The 16,476-nt window shown below is 69.4% G+C and carries 15 protein-coding genes and 5 tRNA genes; 15 read left to right on the forward strand and 5 right to left on the reverse strand.

The genetic code is table 11. From position 1 onward, the window contains the following. Positions 1-260: 260 nt before the first annotated feature. The 6 genes from ACFY36_RS29570 (at position 261) to ACFY36_RS29595 (ending at position 2,269) form a co-directional block, all read left to right on the forward strand. Positions 261-333: transfer RNA gene (locus tag ACFY36_RS29570), tRNA-Trp, on the forward strand. 129 nt (positions 334-462) lie between these two features. Then, positions 463-535: transfer RNA gene (locus ACFY36_RS29575), tRNA-Met, on the forward strand. A 5-nt stretch (positions 536-540) separates the two neighbouring features. Then, a tRNA-Arg gene (locus ACFY36_RS29580) sits at positions 541-614 on the forward strand. Between the two features lie 4 nt (positions 615-618). Then, a tRNA-Lys gene (locus tag ACFY36_RS29585) sits at positions 619-691 on the forward strand. 2 nt (positions 692-693) lie between these two features. Next, positions 694-771, forward strand: a tRNA-Met gene (locus ACFY36_RS29590). 43 nt (positions 772-814) lie between these two features. Next, entirely contained in the window at positions 815-2,269 is a 1,455-nt protein-coding gene (locus ACFY36_RS29595; protein WP_499749167.1) for a LamG domain-containing protein, read from the forward strand. Here the strand turns inward: ACFY36_RS29595 and ACFY36_RS29600 are convergent. Further along, positions 2,266-3,015 carry a hypothetical protein gene (locus tag ACFY36_RS29600; RefSeq protein WP_499749168.1) on the reverse strand — a complete coding sequence of 250 codons (750 nt, stop codon included), beginning with the start codon at positions 3,013-3,015 and terminating at the stop codon, positions 2,266-2,268. The two genes, ACFY36_RS29595 and ACFY36_RS29600, sit on opposite strands and share 4 nt — an antisense overlap. Before the next feature lie 126 nt (positions 3,016-3,141). Here ACFY36_RS29600 and ACFY36_RS29605 point away from each other — a divergent pair, with 126 nt between their 5' ends. Continuing rightward, positions 3,142-4,881: a pyruvate dehydrogenase gene (locus ACFY36_RS29605; protein ID WP_499749169.1), complete on the forward strand. Its 1,740-nt coding sequence runs from the start codon at positions 3,142-3,144 to the stop codon at positions 4,879-4,881. On the opposite strand, the gene ACFY36_RS29610 is transcribed toward ACFY36_RS29605, so the two are convergent. Then, positions 4,878-5,885: a fatty acid desaturase family protein gene (locus ACFY36_RS29610; RefSeq protein ID WP_499749170.1), complete on the reverse strand. Its 1,008-nt coding sequence runs from the start codon at positions 5,883-5,885 to the stop codon at positions 4,878-4,880. The genes ACFY36_RS29605 and ACFY36_RS29610 overlap by 4 nt on opposite strands. A 110-nt stretch (positions 5,886-5,995) precedes the next feature. On the opposite strand from ACFY36_RS29610, the gene ACFY36_RS29615 reads away from it, so the two are divergent. Together ACFY36_RS29615 and ACFY36_RS29620 are read left to right on the forward strand one after the other, a co-directional pair. Further along, entirely contained in the window at positions 5,996-7,282 is a 1,287-nt protein-coding gene (locus tag ACFY36_RS29615) for a sensor histidine kinase (RefSeq protein ID WP_499749171.1), read from the forward strand. Next, the gene (locus tag ACFY36_RS29620; protein WP_498691297.1) at positions 7,234-7,869 is read left to right on the forward strand and encodes a response regulator transcription factor; all 636 of its coding nucleotides are present in this window, start codon (positions 7,234-7,236) and stop codon (positions 7,867-7,869) included. The genes ACFY36_RS29615 and ACFY36_RS29620 overlap by 49 nt, the downstream gene beginning before the upstream one ends. Here ACFY36_RS29620 and ACFY36_RS29625 read toward each other — a convergent pair. Beyond that, on the reverse strand, positions 7,854-8,780 hold the full coding sequence (locus ACFY36_RS29625; RefSeq protein ID WP_499749327.1) for an LLM class F420-dependent oxidoreductase: 927 nt from the start codon (positions 8,778-8,780) through the stop codon (positions 7,854-7,856). The genes ACFY36_RS29620 and ACFY36_RS29625 overlap by 16 nt on opposite strands. A gap of 247 nt (positions 8,781-9,027) precedes the next feature. Between ACFY36_RS29625 and ACFY36_RS29630 the strand changes: the two genes are divergently transcribed. The 4 genes from ACFY36_RS29630 (at position 9,028) to ACFY36_RS29645 (ending at position 12,531) form a co-directional block, all read left to right on the forward strand. Further along, positions 9,028-10,011: an ABC transporter substrate-binding protein gene (locus tag ACFY36_RS29630; RefSeq protein ID WP_499749328.1), complete on the forward strand. Its 984-nt coding sequence runs from the start codon at positions 9,028-9,030 to the stop codon at positions 10,009-10,011. Positions 10,012-10,072: 61 nt separating this feature from the next. Further along, positions 10,073-10,891, forward strand: a complete 819-nt coding sequence (locus tag ACFY36_RS29635) for an ABC transporter permease (protein ID WP_499749172.1) — start codon at positions 10,073-10,075, stop codon at positions 10,889-10,891. A 99-nt stretch (positions 10,892-10,990) separates the two neighbouring features. Beyond that, positions 10,991-11,398, forward strand: a complete 408-nt coding sequence (locus tag ACFY36_RS29640; RefSeq protein ID WP_499749173.1) for a YciI family protein — start codon at positions 10,991-10,993, stop codon at positions 11,396-11,398. Then, a complete protein-coding gene (locus tag ACFY36_RS29645; protein ID WP_499749174.1) occupies positions 11,395-12,531 on the forward strand; it encodes an RNA polymerase sigma factor in 1,137 nt (378 codons plus the stop codon). The genes ACFY36_RS29640 and ACFY36_RS29645 overlap by 4 nt, the downstream gene beginning before the upstream one ends. Before the next feature lie 90 nt (positions 12,532-12,621). Here the strand turns inward: ACFY36_RS29645 and ACFY36_RS29650 are convergent, their stop codons facing one another. After that, positions 12,622-14,253, reverse strand: coding sequence for a hypothetical protein (locus tag ACFY36_RS29650; protein ID WP_499749175.1), 1,632 nt, complete (start codon positions 14,251-14,253; stop codon positions 12,622-12,624). 188 nt (positions 14,254-14,441) lie between these two features. After that, positions 14,442-14,996 carry a HEAT repeat domain-containing protein gene (locus tag ACFY36_RS29655; protein WP_499749176.1) on the reverse strand — a complete coding sequence of 185 codons (555 nt, stop codon included), beginning with the start codon at positions 14,994-14,996 and terminating at the stop codon, positions 14,442-14,444. 31 nt (positions 14,997-15,027) lie between these two features. On the opposite strand from ACFY36_RS29655, the gene ACFY36_RS29660 reads away from it, so the two are divergent. Together ACFY36_RS29660 and ACFY36_RS29665 are read left to right on the forward strand one after the other, a co-directional pair. Continuing rightward, positions 15,028-15,519 carry a hypothetical protein gene (locus ACFY36_RS29660; RefSeq protein ID WP_499749177.1) on the forward strand — a complete coding sequence of 164 codons (492 nt, stop codon included), beginning with the start codon at positions 15,028-15,030 and terminating at the stop codon, positions 15,517-15,519. 42 nt (positions 15,520-15,561) lie between these two features. Continuing rightward, positions 15,562-16,335 (forward strand): SAM-dependent methyltransferase, encoded by a 774-nt coding sequence (locus ACFY36_RS29665; protein ID WP_499749178.1) that lies wholly within the window; start codon positions 15,562-15,564, stop codon positions 16,333-16,335. Positions 16,336-16,476: the final 141 nt, after the last annotated feature.

Consider the following 16,476-nt stretch of genomic DNA (forward strand, 5'->3'; position numbering starts at 1 on the left):
CACACTTCAAGTCAACAGTTCTTTTCAGAAAAAGGGATTGTCAGAATGGCCGGCGCCGACTAATGTTTGTCTCGTCCGAACGGGAACACGTTTTAAGGGGGAGCGAGATGAAGCGGCAGACCGCCGGCATGGTCGCCCTCCGCGCGTGCGGTTCGGTGTCCTGGCGACGAGACATCCCGGGAGTTTGCAGGCGAAACAGCTGACTTGCAGCTGTACGTCGGCCGCCCTCCCGCTTCGGGACGGGCGGCTTTTCGTTTCCTATGGGCGTAGCTCAATTGGTAGAGCGGCGGCCTCCAAAGCCGAAGGTTGCGGGTTCAATTCCTGCCGCCCGTGCATTCTATTTCCGCACCATTCAATAGCACCCAGAAATGGGTCGATGACGTGACCGCGCGGGCCGGCTACGGCTAGCTGGGCGGGAATACTTGCGCTACCCACCCAACGCGCCGGTCACGCCATGAACGAGTCGTCGTAGCTCAGCGGTAGAGCGCTGCCCTCATAAGGCGGAGGCCGGTTGGTTCGACACCACCCGACGACATGCAAGCCCCTGTAGCGCAGCTGGACAGCGCGCCGGTCTACGAAGCCGGAGATCGGGAGTTCGAATCTCCCCGGGGGCACTGGGCGCCGCTAGCTCAACTGGTAGAGCAATCGCCTCTTAAGCGATGGGTTCGGGGTTCGAGTCCCTGGCGGCGCACTCGCAGGGTGGAGGAGTTCGGAGTCCTCGCCGGCCTCATAAGCCGGAGACCGCGGGTTCAAATCCCGCCCCTGCCACCAACCACAGTCGATACACTCCCGGCGTCGACGCGAGGGAGAATCGATGGGTGTCAGCCGGCGTGGGTTGTTCGGTGGGGCGGCCGCGGTGGGCGTGGGAGCGTTCGCCGCGCCCGAGCGGGCGGTGGCTGAGGCCCTCGACCGGCCGTTCCTGGCCGTGTCGGCGCCTCATCTGATCGTCGCCGAGCAGATGGTGCAATATCAGCGGCTGCTCGCGGCCGGTCACCTGCCGGACGGGCCGGCCGGGCACTGGCCGCTCTGCGGTGACGCCGTCGACCGCGTGGGAGGCAAGACGCTCACCCGGGGCAGCGGCACCACCTTCACCACCCTGCGGGCCGGTGGTGAGCTCAGCTTCGACACCACCCCGGCCGCCACCGCGGCGGCCGCCGCCGTTCTCGACACGAGCGCGCCTTTCACCGTCTCGGCCTGGGTACGGCTCGGTGCGGCCGCCGCCCTCACCTCCATGTTCACCGCGGTCAGCCAGGACTCCGGCGTGACCAGCCGGTTCCTGCTCCAGTGGGATCCGGAGCTCGGCTGGGCGTTCAAGGTTCGTGATCCGGCCGGCTCGGCCAAGGCGTCGGCCGTCGGCGGGAGCGGCGGCGGCGACCCGCGGGCGACCTGGGTCCATCTCACCGGGGTCAGCACCGGCGGCACGATCAGGCTCTTCGTCGACGGCGTGCCCGGCGCCGAGGTCGCTCCCGCGATCACTCCCTGGGCGGCGACGACCAGCCTCCACGTCGGACGGGCCACCTGGAACAGCGCGCCGGCCAACCGCTGGGACGGCGCGATCTCCGACGTGCGGATCTACCAGCGCGCCCTGAGCCCCGGCGAGGTCCAGGTGATCTCCGGACGCAAGGCCAGGGCCAACAACGTGTACGACATGGACAATCCGGCCGCGCTCGTCTTCGGGGCGCCGGGTGATCCGGCCACCTGGATCGCCCGCGCTCGATGTGCCTCGTTCGTCTCGGGGATCCTCAAACAGACGTACCCCTGGGTGACCGGCTCTTTCTTCGATCAGTACTTCGGCGAGTCCCCGGAGGCCGAGGACTACCGGCGGGTCTTCGCGGCCGGCTCCTGCCCCCGGTTCCGGCGTGTCGAGAGGGTCCTCGATCTGCGGCCGGGCGACCTGGTCGCGATCGACTACGACCCGGGGCGTGAGGGCCCGGGTCAGCTGAACAGCGGGCACATCGTGATGGTGCGCGAGCCGAAGGGCGAGAACCCGAACGGCCCGGTGATCGCGGGCGCGAAGCAGTACGCGGTCGAGGTGGTCGACTGCACCGCCGACCCGCACGGCGTCTACGGGAAGGCCACCTACGCGCCCTATCCGGACACGCGCATGGTCGACGACGTCAGCAACTTCCAGGGCGCCGGCATCGGCCACATGATGTTCTACGCCGACGCCGCCGGCCTGTTCGCCGGTTACCGGTGGAGCGCGAACAGCGGCGGCGACAACACCTATCCGATCGCGGACAGGCCCATCGCCGCCGCCCGGGTCAACTAGTCGTAGTAGAAGTCCATCGCCTCGCCGACGCGCTTCGGCTTGGCGACGCTGACCGGCTTGCCGTGCGCGCTGAAGGTGGTCGTCATCTTCAGCGTCTCCTTGTTGTTGACCTGCACGTCGATCCGGGTGACCCAGCCGTTGGCGTCGGTGAAGGCGGTGAAGTCGGCCGTGCCACCGATGATCCAGATACTGGGGGCGCCGATCGGCAGGAAGTCCTCGGAGCCCGCGCTCGGGTCGAAGGTTCCTTTGAAGCCGCGGGGGCCGGTCTTGCGTACGGTATCGATGGACTTGGTGAAGGCGGCCACGCCGTTCGGGTCGGTCATGTCGACCTGGAGGTACGAGTCCTTCTTGACCCGCTTGAGGTCGAGGTGGACCCAGGTGCTCTCGCCGGCGTCCTTCTCGTAGAGGTCGCCGGCGATGATGATCCGCTGGCGTGACTGTGGGTCCTTGCCGCCGGTGACCTTCGTGGTGGTGGAGAGCTTCTTCGCCTTCGGGTCGAACGAGCCGCCGCCCTGGATGCGCTGCTTCTCGGGCGCGGCCGCGTTCACCGCGAACTTGTAGGTCGCCTTGTGCGTCTTCTGCAGCGCGGCGATGAGGTCGGGCTTGGCGGTGTCGGCCGGCGCCGGGGCCGGAGCCGCGGACGACGCCGGCGAGCCGGACGACCGGCCATGGGCGATTTGTACGGATGGCGCGCAGCCGGCGAGAACCGAACCGGCGACGGCCAGGATGAGCAAGCTCTTCTTCATTTGTCCCCCGTGTGGTGCCTGACGTGCATCGATACCTTAGATCAACCCGGTGTGAGGAGCGACTCCGTTGTGCCGGCGACCGCCTCGGGTAGGTAGACGGCGTATCAACGAGGGCGGGAGGCCGAAATGTTCGGCAGGAGTCAGACGGTGGCCGACCAGCTGGTCGAGGTGCTGATCCAGGCGGGTGTGCGGCGCATCTACGGGATCGTGGGCGACAGCCTCAACTCGCTGAGCGACGCCATCCGGCGCAGCGACGAGATCGAATGGGTGCACGTGCACAACGAGGAGGCCGCGGCGTTCGCGGCGGCCGCGGAAGCGCAGCTCACCGGTCAGCTGGCGGTCTGCGCCGGCAGTTGCGGGCCGGGCAACACCCACCTGATCCAGGGCGTCTTCGACGCGCACCGCTCGGGCGTGCCGGTGCTGGCCCTCGCCTCGCACATCGTCTCGACCGAGATCGGCACCGGCTTCTTCCAGGAGACCGACCCGAAGCGTTTGTTCGAGCAGGCCAGCCACTGGACCGAGATGGTCTCGTCGCCCGAGCAGATGCCGCGGATGGCCCGGGTCGGCATCCAGACCGCGGTCGGCAAGCGCGGCGCGGCCGTGCTGGTGCTGCCCGGTGACGTGCTGTCGATGGAGGCCACGAGCGAGACCGGCACGGGCCATCCCGTGGCCGGTCCGGTGATCGGCGCGCCGCCGGCCGAGGTCATCGAGGATCTGGCCGTACGGCTCAACGCCGCCCACAAGGTGGCGATCTTCGGCGGGATCGGCTGCACGGGCGCGCGGGAGGAGGTGCTCCAGCTGGCCGGGGTGCTGAACGCGCCGGTCGGGCACACGCTGCGCGGAAAGGACGTGCTGCAGTACGACAACCCGTACGACGTCGGCATGACCGGTCTTCTCGGTTACGGCTCCTGTTACGAGGCCATGCACGAGGCCGACCTGGTCCTGCTGCTCGGCACCGACTTCCCGTACCGCCAGTTCCTGCCCCAGAAGAACACGATCCAGGTCGACATCGACCCGTCGCGGCTGGGCCGGCGCACCGCGCTCGAGCTGGGCGTGGCCGGCGACGTCGGCGCGACCATCCGCGCGCTGCTGCCCAAGCTGCGCCGGAAGGACGGCAAGTTCCTGTCGAAGATGCTGCACAAGCACGTCGACGAGCTGGACAAGGTGGTGAACGCCTACACCCACGACGTCGACAATCTCGTGCCGATCCACCCCGAGTACGTGGCTCGGGTGCTCGACGAGGAGGCCGACGACGACGCGGTCTTCACCGTCGACACGGGCATGTGCTGCAGCTGGGCCGCCCGTTTCATCACCCCGAACGGGCGGCGCCGGATCCTCGGCTCGTTCGTGCACGGCACGATGGCCAACGCCCTGCCGCACGCGCTCGGCGCCTCGAAGCTGGACCCGCGACGTCAGGTGGTCTCGATGTCGGGCGACGGCGGGCTGGCCATGCTGCTCGGTGAGCTGCTCACGGCCCGTACCCATCAATTGCCGGTCAAGGTCGTGGTCTTCAACAACTCGAGTCTGGGCATGGTCCGCCTCGAGATGCTGGTGGCCGGCGACCCGCCCTACGAGACCGATCACGACGCGGTCGATTTCGCCGCCATCGCGCGGGCCGCGGGCTTCCACACCGTACGGGTGGAGAAGCCGGACGAGCTCAGGGCGGCCCTGCGCTCGGTGCTCGACCACGACGGGCCGGCCCTGCTCGACGTGGTCACCGACCCGAACGCGCTGGAGATCCCGCCGCACATCACGGCCGAGGAGGCGAAGGGGTTCGCGCTCGCCGCCGGCAAGACGGTGCTCGCCGGCGGCGTCGGCCAGATGCTGCAGCTGGCCCGCACGAACCTGCGCAACATCCCGCGCTAGCGCCCGGCGCGGAGATCGGCGCCGACCTCGTGCAGATGACTCAAGGCTTGGCGGTACGACTCGGTCAGGCTGGTCATCTCGTACGAGACCCCGATCTCCGCGCAGTACGCCTGCACGATCGGCTGCGCCTTGGGCAGGTTCGGGGTCGGCATGGCCGGGAACAGGTGATGCTCGATCTGGTAGTTCAGCCCGCCGAGAGCCACGTCCACGATCGCGCCGCCGCGGACGTTGCGCGAGGTCAGCACCTGCTTGCGCAGGAAGTCCTCGGTGCCGTCCGGATGTGGCATGCCCTTGTGGTTGGGCGCGAAGGTCATGCCCAGGTAGACCCCGAAGATCGCCTGGTGGACCACGAAGAACGCGAGCGCCTGGAGCGGGGACAGCACAAGCGCTAATGCCGCGATATAGGCGACAAAGTGGATGCCGAGCAGTGTGGCTTCGAGGCCCCGGTGCTTCTTGACCGTGCCGTTGAGGAGCGCCCGCACGCTGTCCTTCTTGAGTGAGAGACCCAGCAGCGTCAGCAACGGGAAGAACAGATAGGCCTGATATTTCCCGATGAAGCCGCGCGCGTTCTCCGGCGACCAGGCCAGCACGCCGGGCCCGACGTCGGGATCCAGGTCGTCGTGGTTGGGGTTGGCGTGGTGCTTGGTGTGCTTGTCCATCCAGTAGCCGTAGGACATGCCCATGGCCAGGTTGGCCACGATCATGCCGGCCCGGGAGCTCGGCTTGTTCGTCCGGAACACCTGCCGGTGGGCCAGGTCGTGGGCCACCAGCGCCGTCTGCGCGAAGACCACGGCGAGGAAGGCGGCCACCGCCAGGGTCCACCACGACGCGCCGACCAGGAAGAAGGCGCTCCATCCGCCCACCAGCGCGGCGGCGACCAGCCCGAGGCGAAGCACGTAGTAGCCCGGGCGCCGTCGCAGCAGACCGGCCGCGTTGATCCGCCGGTTGAGTTCCGCGAAGTCGCTGCCGGCCGTCGCTCTCGGCCGCTCTGCCATAGTCGTCATGCCGATCAAGGCTTCTCTGTTTTCCGCGCGAGGGCAGTAATGCCAGACCCCCGAATTCGGTAGGGCTAGCACTACTGACCTGACCGGCGCCGGTGGGTCACGATGAGTCGGTGGAGACACGAGACTGGATTCGCGACGGGCTGCGGGCGGTGGCCACCGGGCTGCTGGCCATCGTGCTGGCGATCATGAACATCCCGCTGTTCGTGTTCTTCGTGCTCGGGCTGGTGCTGACCCCGGTGCTCGGCCTCGGCCTGGTGATCCTGCCGGGCGCGACCGCGCTGATCCGGGCCAAGGCCGACCTGTCCCGGCGGCTCGCCGGGTCCTACGGTGTGCCCATCGAGCGGCCCTACCGCCCTCGTCCCGAGGGCAGCCTGCCCATCGGGTGGGGAGCGTTCCGGCGGATCATCGCCGACCCGGCCACCTGGCGCGACTTCGCCTGGCTGCTGCCCGGCGCCGTGGTCGGCCTGGCTCTCGGCATCCTCACGCTGTTCCTGCCGGCCTACGGGCTCGAGGGCATCATCCTGCTGCCGCTCTGGCTCCATCTCGGCGGTGTCTGGTACGGCTACGGCGTCAACTGGCCGATCGAGAGCGTCGGCCAGGGCTTCCTGTCGCTGCCGCAGGGCGTGCTCATCCTCATGCTGGGCCTGGTCGTCGCGCCGTACCTGCGCCGCTTCGACGCGCTGTTCAACCACCTCTTCCTCGGGCCGACCCGGGCCGCCGAGCTGCGCTCGCGGGTCAGCCGGCTGACCGTCACCCGGGCCGACGCGGTCGACGCCCAGGCCGCCGAGCTGCGCCGCATCGAGCGCGACCTGCACGACGGGGCACAGGCCCGGCTGGCCTCGCTCGGCATGACCATCGGCCTGGCCGAGGAACTGGTCGAGCGTGACCCGGCCACCGCCCGCAAGCTGCTGGCTGAGGCCCGCGAGACAAGCTCCGACGCGCTGACCGAGCTGCGTCACCTGGTCCGCGGCATCCATCCGCCGGTGCTGGCCGAGCGCGGCCTCGACGGTGCCGTCCGCGCGCTCGCGCTGACGCTGCGCATCCCGACGTCGGTCGACTCGACGCTCGCCGGCCGGCTCGAGACGCCGGTCGAGTCGGCGGCCTACTTCGCGGTGGCCGAGTGCCTGGCCAACGTGGTGCGCCACAGCGGCGCGACCTTCGCGTACGTCGTCATCCGCCGCGAGGACGACATGCTGCGCCTCGAGGTCGGCGACGACGGTCACGGCGGCGCCGATCCGGCGCGGGGGACCGGTCTGGCCGGAATGGAACGACGCCTCGCCGCCTTCGATGGCACGATGTCCGTGTCCAGCCCGCCGGGCGGACCGACCATCGTGACCATGGAGCTGCCGTGCGCGTCGTCATCGCCGAGGACCATGCTCTCCTCCGGGACGGACTGACCCGGATCCTGCAGGCGTTCGACTACGAGGTGATCGCCGTCGTCGACAACGGCCCGTCGGTGCTGCCCACGCTGCTGGAGCAGAAACCCGACGTGGCCGTCCTCGACGTCCGGCTCCCGCCGACCTTCACCGACGAGGGACTCCAGGCGGCCATCGCCGCGCGGGCCCAGGTGCCGGGCCTGCCGATCCTCGTGCTGTCCCAGCACGTCGAGCCGCTGTACGCGCGGGAGCTGCTCTCCGACCGCAAGGGCGGCGTCGGATATCTCCTCAAGGACCGCGTGTCGGACGTGGCGCAGTTCCTTGACGCGGTGCAGCAGGTCGCGGGCGGCGGCACGGTGATGGACCCCGAGGTCGTGGCCCAGCTGCTCGAGCGCAACCGCCCGCTCGACGTGCTCACGGCCCGCGAGCGCGAGGTGCTCGGCGAGATGGCGGCCGGCCGGTCCAACGCCGCCATCGCGGCCCGGCTCTTCGTCACCGAGAAAGCCGTGAGCAAGCACATCAACAACATCTTCACCAAGCTCGGCCTGCCGCCGTCCGAGGACGACAACCGCCGGGTGCTCGCCGTCCTGGCCTACTTGGACAGCTGAGGCAGCACCTCGGAGGCGATCAGGTCGACGTGGTCGAGATCGTCCATTTCGGTGATCCGCAGGTGGACGCGCGTCGCGCCGATCTCTTGCAGCTCGCCGATCCGCTGGACGAGCCGGTCGGGGGAGCCGACCACCGGGTCCTCCGGCGGCAGCACGCTCTTGGCGTGCAGCGGGGCCTCGCGGCGCTTGGCTTCGGCGTCCGTGCGCCCCAGCGCCACCACGACACCGGCCGACAGGGTGATCGGGCGCGTGCGCTCCTTGCAGGCCACGCGCACCCGTTCGAAGGCGGCGGCGGTGTCGGCCACGCTCTTGAACGGCATGTTGTATTCGTCGGCGTAGCGGGCGGCCAGCTCGGGGGTGCGGCGAGGGCCCTTGCCACCCACGATGATCGGCGGATGCGGCCGCTGCACCGGCCGGGGCAGCGCGGGCGCGTCCCGCAGCTGATAGTGCTTGCCCTCGTACGAGTACGCCTGGCCCTCGGGCGTCGCCCAGATCCCGGTCAGGATCTCGAGCTGCTCCTCGAGGCGGTCGAAGCGTTCACCCAAAGGGGGGAACGGGATGCCGTACGCGCTGTGCTCGATCTCGACCCAGCCCGCGCCCATGCCGAGCTCGACCCGGCCGCCGCTCATCTGATCGACCTGCGCCACCATGATCGACAGTGGACCGGGCAGCCGGAACGTGGCCGAGTTGACCAGCGTCCCGAGGCGCAGCGTGGTCGTCTCGCGGGCCAGGCCGGCCAGGGTGATCCAGGCGTCCGTCGGCCCGGGCAGCCCCGGCTCGGGCGTCAGCGAGCGGTAATGGTCGGCCCGCAGCAGCCCTTCGAAGCCGGCGTCCTCGGCGTGCCGCGCCAACCTCAATTGGGTGTCGTACGTCGCACCCCGGTGCGGCTCGATGAACAGACAGACGCGCATCATCGTCCCTAATAATCCCTGATCCGGACGCATACCGGCTCATCATGATCGATCGGGAAGGTTCCGTCCACTTCGGCAAGTGAGACGAACTTGTCATCGAAGCATGGACCAGTTTGCCCTACGATCCCCGGTCGGGGCACCCCCGTCCCCGCTCGGCGTTTTGCCGGGAAGATACCCCCACCGGAGGAACACGGTGCAGAGAAGGACCTTCGTACGATCCGTCGTCGCCGGCGCCCTCGCCCTCACGATGAGCGCCGCGGCCGGCTGCTCCGACGACTCCGGAGACGACAACGCCAGCGGCGGCGGCAACGGCGCGAACGAGAAGATCACGTACCTGACCTCCTTCAACACCTTCGGGCGGGACGCGTACGCGTACGTCGCCCTCGAGAAGGGGTACTTCAAGGACGCGGGCTTCGACGTCGAGATCAAGCCGGGCTCCGGCACCGGCAACAACATCAAGGCCATCGTGGCCGGCCAGGCCCAGTTCACCCCGGTCGACCTCACCGGCGCCCTGCTCAACGCGGGTGGCAAGGACAAGGTCACCGGCTTCACCGCGGTCGCCGCGATCCAGCAGCGCACGATGGCCGCGATCATCGCGCTCGAGGACAGCAAGATCGCGTCGCCGAAGGACCTGGAGGGCAAGCTCATCGCCGACCAGCCCGGCTCGGTGGTCCAGGGGCTCTTCCCGACGTACGCCAAGCTCGCGAACGTCGACGAGACCAAGGTCAAGTGGCAGCCGACCAGCGCGCAGACGCTGATGGGCACGCTCGCCTCGGGCAAGGTCCAGGGCATCGGCCAGTTCGTCGTCGGCAAGCCCACGGTCGAGGGCATCGCCAAGAAGAAGGCGGTCGTCCTGCCGTACAGCGACTTCCTCCAGGACCTTTACGGCAACGTCCTGATCACCTCCAGCGACTACGCCAAGAACAACCCCGAGAAGGTCAAGAAGTTCAACGAGGCGTTGCTCAAGGGCCTCCAGGACTCCATCGACAACCCGGCCGACGCCGGCAAGATCCTCACCAAGTACGTCCCGACGGCGAAGGCGGAGTCCGCCGCCGCCGAGCTCACGCTGATGGCGCCGTACGTCCGCTCGGCCGCCGCCGGCATCCCGGTCGGCGCGCTCGACGCCGAGCGCGTGGCCCGCAGCATCGCCATCCTTCAGGGTTCCGGCCAGATCGACCCGGGCCTCAAGCCCGAGACGGTCATCAACTTCGACCTGACGCCGAAGGCCTGATCTTTCTTCGACGGGCGCGCCGTTCCGACGGCGCGCCCGCTCTCTTCAAGGAGCCCCAGTGGTGCAGGAGACGTTGACGCGGTCGGACTCGCCGGCCGCCGCCCCGCCCCGTCGGCGGTGGTCACCGTCGGTGGTCCTGTGGCCGCTGCTCGGCCTCGTGGTCACCGTCGCGGTGTGGTGGCTGTCGGTCGAGATGTTCGACGTGCAGACGATCATCCTGCCGTCGCCGCCCGAGGTGGTGGACGCGTTCACGCAGTACCCGTCGCTGCTCCTGAAGGCCACGTGGGGCACCACGAAGATCACGCTGATCGGCTTCGCGCTGTCGGTGGTGGTCGGTGTGGCCATCGGCGCCGCGCTGGCCGCGTGGAAGCCGTTCGAGCGCGCCTTCGCTCCGCTGCTGGTGGCGCTGAACGCGGTGCCCAAGGTCGCCCTGGCCCCGCTGATGATCGCCTGGTTCGGTTTCGGCAACACCCCCGTCCTGGCCATGGCGTTCCTGGTCTGCTTCTTCCCGATCGTCCTGTCCACGGCGACCGGCCTGACCAGCACCCCGGCCGACCTGGCCGAACTGGCCCGCTCGCTCGACGCGACCCGCCTGCAGACCTTCCACCGGATCCGGGTACCGGGCGCCCTGCCGCAGATCTTCACCGGCCTCAAACTGGCCATGCCGCTGGCCGTGATCGGCGTGGCGGTCGGCGAGATGCAGTCCGGCGCGGTCGACGCCGGCCTCGGCACGATCATCGTGCAGACCAGCGGCCAGGGCGACACGGCCACGGCCTTCGCCGCCCTGACCCTGATGGCGATCGTGAGCATCGTGCTCTACTACGCCCTGGTGTGGCTCGAGCAGATCTCCCTGCCGTGGGTGCGCGGAACAACCGGCTAGAAGTTTTTTCGCCGGCCATGTCGAGAACGCGTGGCCGGCTCCGTCCCCGGTGGTGAGAGCGACCAGAATGGGGTCGCCGACGCACCGAGGAGAAATCCCATGGCCAAGTACCTGCTGCTCAAGCACTACCGTGGCGCGCCGAACGCGGTCAACGACGTCCCGATGGACAAGTGGGCCCCCGAGGAGATCACCGCCCACATCCAGTACATGAACGACTTCGCGGCCCGCCTCGAGAAGACCGGTGAGTTCGTCGACGGCCAGGCCCTCGCCCCCGAGGGCGAGTGGGTCCGCTACGACGGCGAGGGACGCCCGCCGGTCACCGACGGCCCGTTCGCCGAAACCAAAGACCTCATCGCGGGCTGGATGATCATCGACGTCGACAGCCGCGACCGCGCCGTCGAACTGGCCGGCGAACTGTCGGCGGCCCCCGGCGCCGGCGGCAAGCCGATCCACGAGTGGCTCGAGGTCCGCCCGTTCCTCACCGAGATGCCGACCATCACCGAATGAACGCGCCCGAGCTGAGGAGCCTCATCCCCAGCGTGATCGCCGTTCTCGTCCGCCGCGGAGCCGACTTCGCGGCGGCCGAGGACGCCGTTCAGGAGGCACTTCTCGAGGCCGTACGCTCCTCGGCCGACCCGCGCGACCCGAAGGCCTGGCTCGTCACGGTCGCCTGGAACAGGTTCCTCGACGCGACCAGAGCCGACACGGCCCGGCGCCGCCGCGAGGACCTGGTCGACGCCGAGCCCACACCCGGCCCGGCCACCGCCTCCGACGACACGCTGCGCCTCTACTTCCTGTGCACCCACCCGTCGCTGACTCCCGTGTCGGCGGTCGCGCTGACCCTGCGCGCGGTCGGCGGCCTGACCACGCGCCAGATAGCCGAGGCGTACCTGGTGCCCGAGGCCACCATGGCCCAGCGCATCAGCCGGGCGAAGAAGACCGTTTCGGGCGTACGCCTGGACCAGCCCGGCGACGTGGCAACCGTCCTGAGAGTCCTCTACCTGGTCTTCAACGAGGGCTACTCCGGCGACGTCGACCTGGCCGCCGAGGCCATCCGCCTGACCCGCCAGCTGGCGGCCGCGATCGACCACCCCGAGGTGGCCGGCCTGCTGTCCCTGATGCTGCTGCACCACGCCCGCCGCCCGGCCCGCACGACCCCCGGCGGCGCCCTGATCCCGTTGGCCGACCAGGACCGCACCCGATGGGACACCACCCTGATCGCCGAGGGCGTCGAGATCCTGCAGGCGGCCCTGGCCCGCGACCGCTTGGGCGAGTTCCAGGCCCAGGCCGCGATAGCCGCCCTGCACGCCGACGCCCTGACGGCCACCGAGACGGACTGGATCCAGATCGTCGAGTGGTACGACGAGCTGGCCGCCCTGACCGACAGCCCAGTGGTCCGCCTGAACAGAGCGGTAGCGGTAGGCGAGGCCGACGGACCCCAGGCGGGCCTGGCCGCGCTGTCCCCGCTGGACCCGTCCTTGCCGCGCTACACAGCGGTGTCCGCCCACCTCCACGAACGAGCCGGCGACCGGGCCACCGCCGCCCGCTTGTACGCCCAGGCCGCCCGAGAGGCCACAAACGCCGCCGAACGCGACCACTTGACCCGCCAGGCCGCCCGCCTGAACACCCTTTCGAGGTAAATGGCTCAACGGCATCCTGCGGCCGTGTACAGTGGTGGGCATAGCTCAGGTCCCCGCCATTCGGCTGGGACCTTTGTGCTTTTCGCCCTTTCACCGGCGCGGATCGAGAAGGCTGGCCACCGTGAGGCCGGTTTCGCCCCCGACGAGCTTCAGACCGACCTCAGCCCTGGCAGCGAGGTCAAGCGGGGCGACGCCTTCGAAAAGCGAGGCGTAGGTGATGCGATCGAGACCGGCCCCCACCAACGGCCCGGCGATGCGCAGGGCGGCCTCTACGGCTGCTCCCTGAGTCGAGCCACCGTGCAGCACGATGTTGCGAGTCCGGTAAAGGCGCCGTAACGCGATCCTGAAGATGGTGACGACTGTGGAGAGCTCGGCTCTCGGGCCGGCGACGACCCGGCGCATCCGGTGTTCCGCCGCGATGTCGGCGTCTCGCCGGAACCGGCGGACCGGTTCGAGCGAGCCTCCCGCCTCGAGAGCTGCCCTCACTGCGGACGCCCGTCCCAGGTTGGTCGTACAGGTCGCCAGCGTCCGAGCGAGCGCGTCGGCGACCTCCGGCTGATGTCTGTGCGCGAGGGCGGTGAGCTCTGCGCGAGGCCAGGAACAGGCCAGGATGGCTGCCAGCCGGTCGGCGGCGACGGCCTTTCCCGATCTTTCCTCTTCGGTGGGGTCGTCGGGATGCGACAAGAGCGATTCGATCGCGGCCCACGCACCCGCAACCGCCGGCCCGAGAAGACCACGGTTCATGGGGGCGGCCAACTCCAGTGCTTCGTCGATCTGGGTGTATTGACCGTCGACCTGGTAAAAACGTCCTTCGTTCACCATGGAAAGCACGTAGGCGCCTCTGGCCGGAGTGGTGAAGGGAATGGGGGAGGGGTGTTGATCGACCCACAGGTTTGACGCAGGTCTGACACCTAACTTGTTGCCGCGCGTGAAGGACGAGCGCGCGACCATTCGCTCGACGAGCGCGCGGACCTGGCCCGCCGCGCTGAACGGATCCCGCGACATCACTCGGTAGAGAAATCCACCGGCGGCCCGTATGCCGCGGGTGGGGTGGCCCCGTTGCTCGAGCCAGTCCATGACCTCACGACCCGAGAGCCACGCCCGGTGCTTCTGAGCTTGGTCCAGTTCGGGCGCGCTCTCCAGGACCGCGAGGACAGTGAAATCGCGTGGCGCCGCGCAGCCGAGCGCGATCGCTTGCTCGAGAATCTCCTCAACGCTCGCCTGTCGGCGGGACAGAGGCCCGATCCATGCGGCCAGGTGGCTCGCGTCGTAGCCGAGATCGAGCAGGTGCGCCGCGACGACGCGGGCGAGTCGCTCCGGCTGTGGCCGATGCTCCGTCGGCCTGGCGACCGCTGCCGCCCATCGGTTCAGGTAGCCGCCTCGCGCGTGATCGATGACCTCACGCAGGCGGCGGTGAGCCGGGCTGGGGTCGGGCAGCGGCTTGTTCAACAGGGAGGTCAGTTCGGTCCGCAGATCCCTGTCGCCGAGGCCGACGTCAGGACCGATGACCTTCAGCAATTGGCGGCGCTGCCAGTCGACCGCCGCGGTGGACAACACGTGGTGGCGAGCCCAGGAACTTGCTTCCAGCAATTCCTCCAGCGCGAGCAACGATCCGACGTCCCACAGCCGGCGCGGCCACGGCTGCCCTTCGAGGGTGAAGAAGTCGATTATTCGAGCACGGACATGACGGCCGTACGTATCAATCGGATCGGTGGGCGGCATCTGTGCACAGTAGAGGGACGAGGGCGAATGAGACCCTCACTCGATCGGGGGAATCGTGCGCTACCGCGACCGCACAGTGCGGCCGTTCCACCAGGTGACCAGCTGTTTCGCCAACGTCTCGTCCGACACCAGTTCGAGCATGTCCGCGACGTCGCCCTCGGAGGCGAGGCCAACCAGGACCGGACCGATCAGGCGGTCGTCGCCGAGCAGGCGGCGCGCCTCCCGGACCGCCTCGTGGCGGCGTAGAGGGCGTAGTAGCGAATGTCCTCGTCGTCGTCCTCGCAGAGCCGGAACAGCGCGTCAACGGCGGCCGGGTCCACGGCGGAGAGGCCGACCAGGTCGGGCAGCGTCCAGGTGACGGCGTACCGCACACCCACCGCCGGATGTGCGGCCAGGGCCACGACGTCGGGCAACGCCTCGACGGCCTGGTGGCTCCCCAGCGCCGAGACGATCCAGCTCAGCACGCCGGGGTCGTCCTCCTGGGCGAGCCGCGCCCGCAGCAGGGGAATCGTCTGCGCGCGGAACGGCTGGCCCTCGCCGAGCTCTCGCAGGATCGCCACGCCGAGCGCCCGCCAGCTGGCGTCCCGGTCGTTCACGAGCTCGGCCGCCCGGCCGAATACCGGACGCCGATGCAGCTCGACGAGATGCGGCTTCGGCACGTCGCCGCCGTCCTCGACCTCTCGGCGCGCCAGGCGCAGGAGCAGGTCGAGCGGCATGTCAGCCAACGAGTCGGGATAGCCCACCGGGTCAGTCTGCTACGGGATGATCTACGGCATGAGCATGTTGTGGCAGGACGTCCTCATCCCCGACAGCGTGGTGGCCAGTGACGGGTTCGTCGCCGAGGTCGGAGGGAGGGTCGAGATGTCTCTGGCTCTCGCCGTCGAGCGCGGGGGGACCCATGAGGTGTCCGGGCGGGCCCTCGACGTGGAGAGCACCATCTGGTCCGACGACGGCTGGGTGATCGACGTCGACGGGCTCGGCATCTACGTCATCGGGAAGCCCGTGCCCTCGCCGGGCGCCTGGACGACGGTGCGTGGCCGACTCCGCATCGCCGAGGGCTACGAGACCGACGGTTTCACGCCCGCCGAGGAGGTGCTGCGCCGCACGCTGCGGACATGGACCGTTCGCCGGATCGTGCGCCTGGACATCGTGCGTGGCCGTCCCGGGGTGGTTCTGGGCCGCGGGACCGGCGATGAGGTGGCAGAGGTCCGGTGGGCCGGAGCTGACACCCGCAGCTACCTGCTGGATCTGGCGCTCGTGGCCTAGCATGTGTCCGTCCACTTCAGACTGGCTAGGGCGGCGGGCGACATGAGTGACGCGCATTTCGACACGAGTGAGCCGCAGACGGCTCGGATCTGGAACTACTGGCTCGGCGGCAAGGACAACTTCGCCGTCGACCGGGCTGTGGGCGATCAGATCCGGCAGGCCTTCCCGGACATCGTCGACAACGCGCGGGCCTCGCGTGCCTTCCTCGTGCGGGCGGTCACCTACGCCGCCGCCGAGGCCGGGATCAGGCAGTTCCTCGATGTGGGCACGGGGCTGCCGACCGCCGACAACACGCACGAGGTGGCGCAGCGGGTCGCGCCGGAGTCCCGGATCGTCTATGTCGACTTCGATCCGATGATCCTGTCGCACGCCCGGGCGCTGCTGACCAGCAGTCCGGAGGGCGCCACGCAGTACGTCGACGCCGACGGCCGCGACTCGGCCAAGGTGCTGGCCGAGGCGGCCGGCACGCTCGACTTCGGCCGGCCGGTCGCGCTGATCATGTCCGGGCTGCTGGGCCACGTCACCGACGACGAGGAGGCCGAGACGATGGTCCGGGCCTACCTCGACGCCCTCGCTCCGGGCAGCCTCTTCATCGCGCTCGACGGTTCGCACAGCGTCGAGCACGGCGAGGCCGAGAAGATCTGGAACGAGCAGGCCAATCCGCCGTACGTCCTGAGGGGCCCCGCCCAGTTCGCCCGCTTCTTCGAGGGTCTGGAACTGGTCGAGCCCGGCGTGGTCTCGGCGCCGCTGTGGCGGCCGGCCGCAGACGACGCCAAGCATCTCGACGTCGTCTGCGGGGTGGCGCGTAAGCCATGACCCCCCGGTCAGGCCCGCCGTGCGGTGAGGGTGGTGGCGGGCTGTCCGCGGACCGCGCGCTTTTTGCTTGCTTTGCGGGCGGCGCGGGCGAGGCGGGCTGAGGTGAGCAGGCGGCGGCCCGTCGACGGTGGCAAGCCGCAC

Origin of the sequence: Actinoplanes sp. NPDC000266 (assembly GCF_042899005.1) — a bacterium.
GTDB lineage: Bacteria > Actinomycetota > Actinomycetes > Mycobacteriales > Micromonosporaceae > Actinoplanes.

Excerpts from the sequence above, each read along its gene's own strand:
- ACFY36_RS29645 (WP_499749174.1), top strand. The coding sequence starts at position 11,395 with ATGAACGCGCCCGAGCTGAGGAGCCTCATCCCCAGCGTGATCGCCGTT.
- ACFY36_RS29630 (WP_499749328.1), top strand. The coding sequence starts at position 9,028 with ATGAGCGCCGCGGCCGGCTGCTCCGACGACTCCGGAGACGACAACGCC.
- ACFY36_RS29610 (WP_499749170.1), bottom strand. The coding sequence starts at position 5,885 with ATGACGACTATGGCAGAGCGGCCGAGAGCGACGGCCGGCAGCGACTTC.
- ACFY36_RS29625 (WP_499749327.1), bottom strand. The coding sequence starts at position 8,780 with ATGCGCGTCTGTCTGTTCATCGAGCCGCACCGGGGTGCGACGTACGAC.
- ACFY36_RS29665 (WP_499749178.1), top strand. The coding sequence starts at position 15,562 with ATGAGTGACGCGCATTTCGACACGAGTGAGCCGCAGACGGCTCGGATC.
- ACFY36_RS29650 (WP_499749175.1), bottom strand. The coding sequence starts at position 14,253 with ATGCCGCCCACCGATCCGATTGATACGTACGGCCGTCATGTCCGTGCT.
- ACFY36_RS29600 (WP_499749168.1), bottom strand. The coding sequence starts at position 3,015 with ATGAAGAAGAGCTTGCTCATCCTGGCCGTCGCCGGTTCGGTTCTCGCC.
- ACFY36_RS29595 (WP_499749167.1), top strand. The coding sequence starts at position 815 with ATGGGTGTCAGCCGGCGTGGGTTGTTCGGTGGGGCGGCCGCGGTGGGC.
- ACFY36_RS29640 (WP_499749173.1), top strand. The coding sequence starts at position 10,991 with ATGGCCAAGTACCTGCTGCTCAAGCACTACCGTGGCGCGCCGAACGCG.
- ACFY36_RS29605 (WP_499749169.1), top strand. The coding sequence starts at position 3,142 with ATGTTCGGCAGGAGTCAGACGGTGGCCGACCAGCTGGTCGAGGTGCTG.
- ACFY36_RS29660 (WP_499749177.1), top strand. The coding sequence starts at position 15,028 with ATGAGCATGTTGTGGCAGGACGTCCTCATCCCCGACAGCGTGGTGGCC.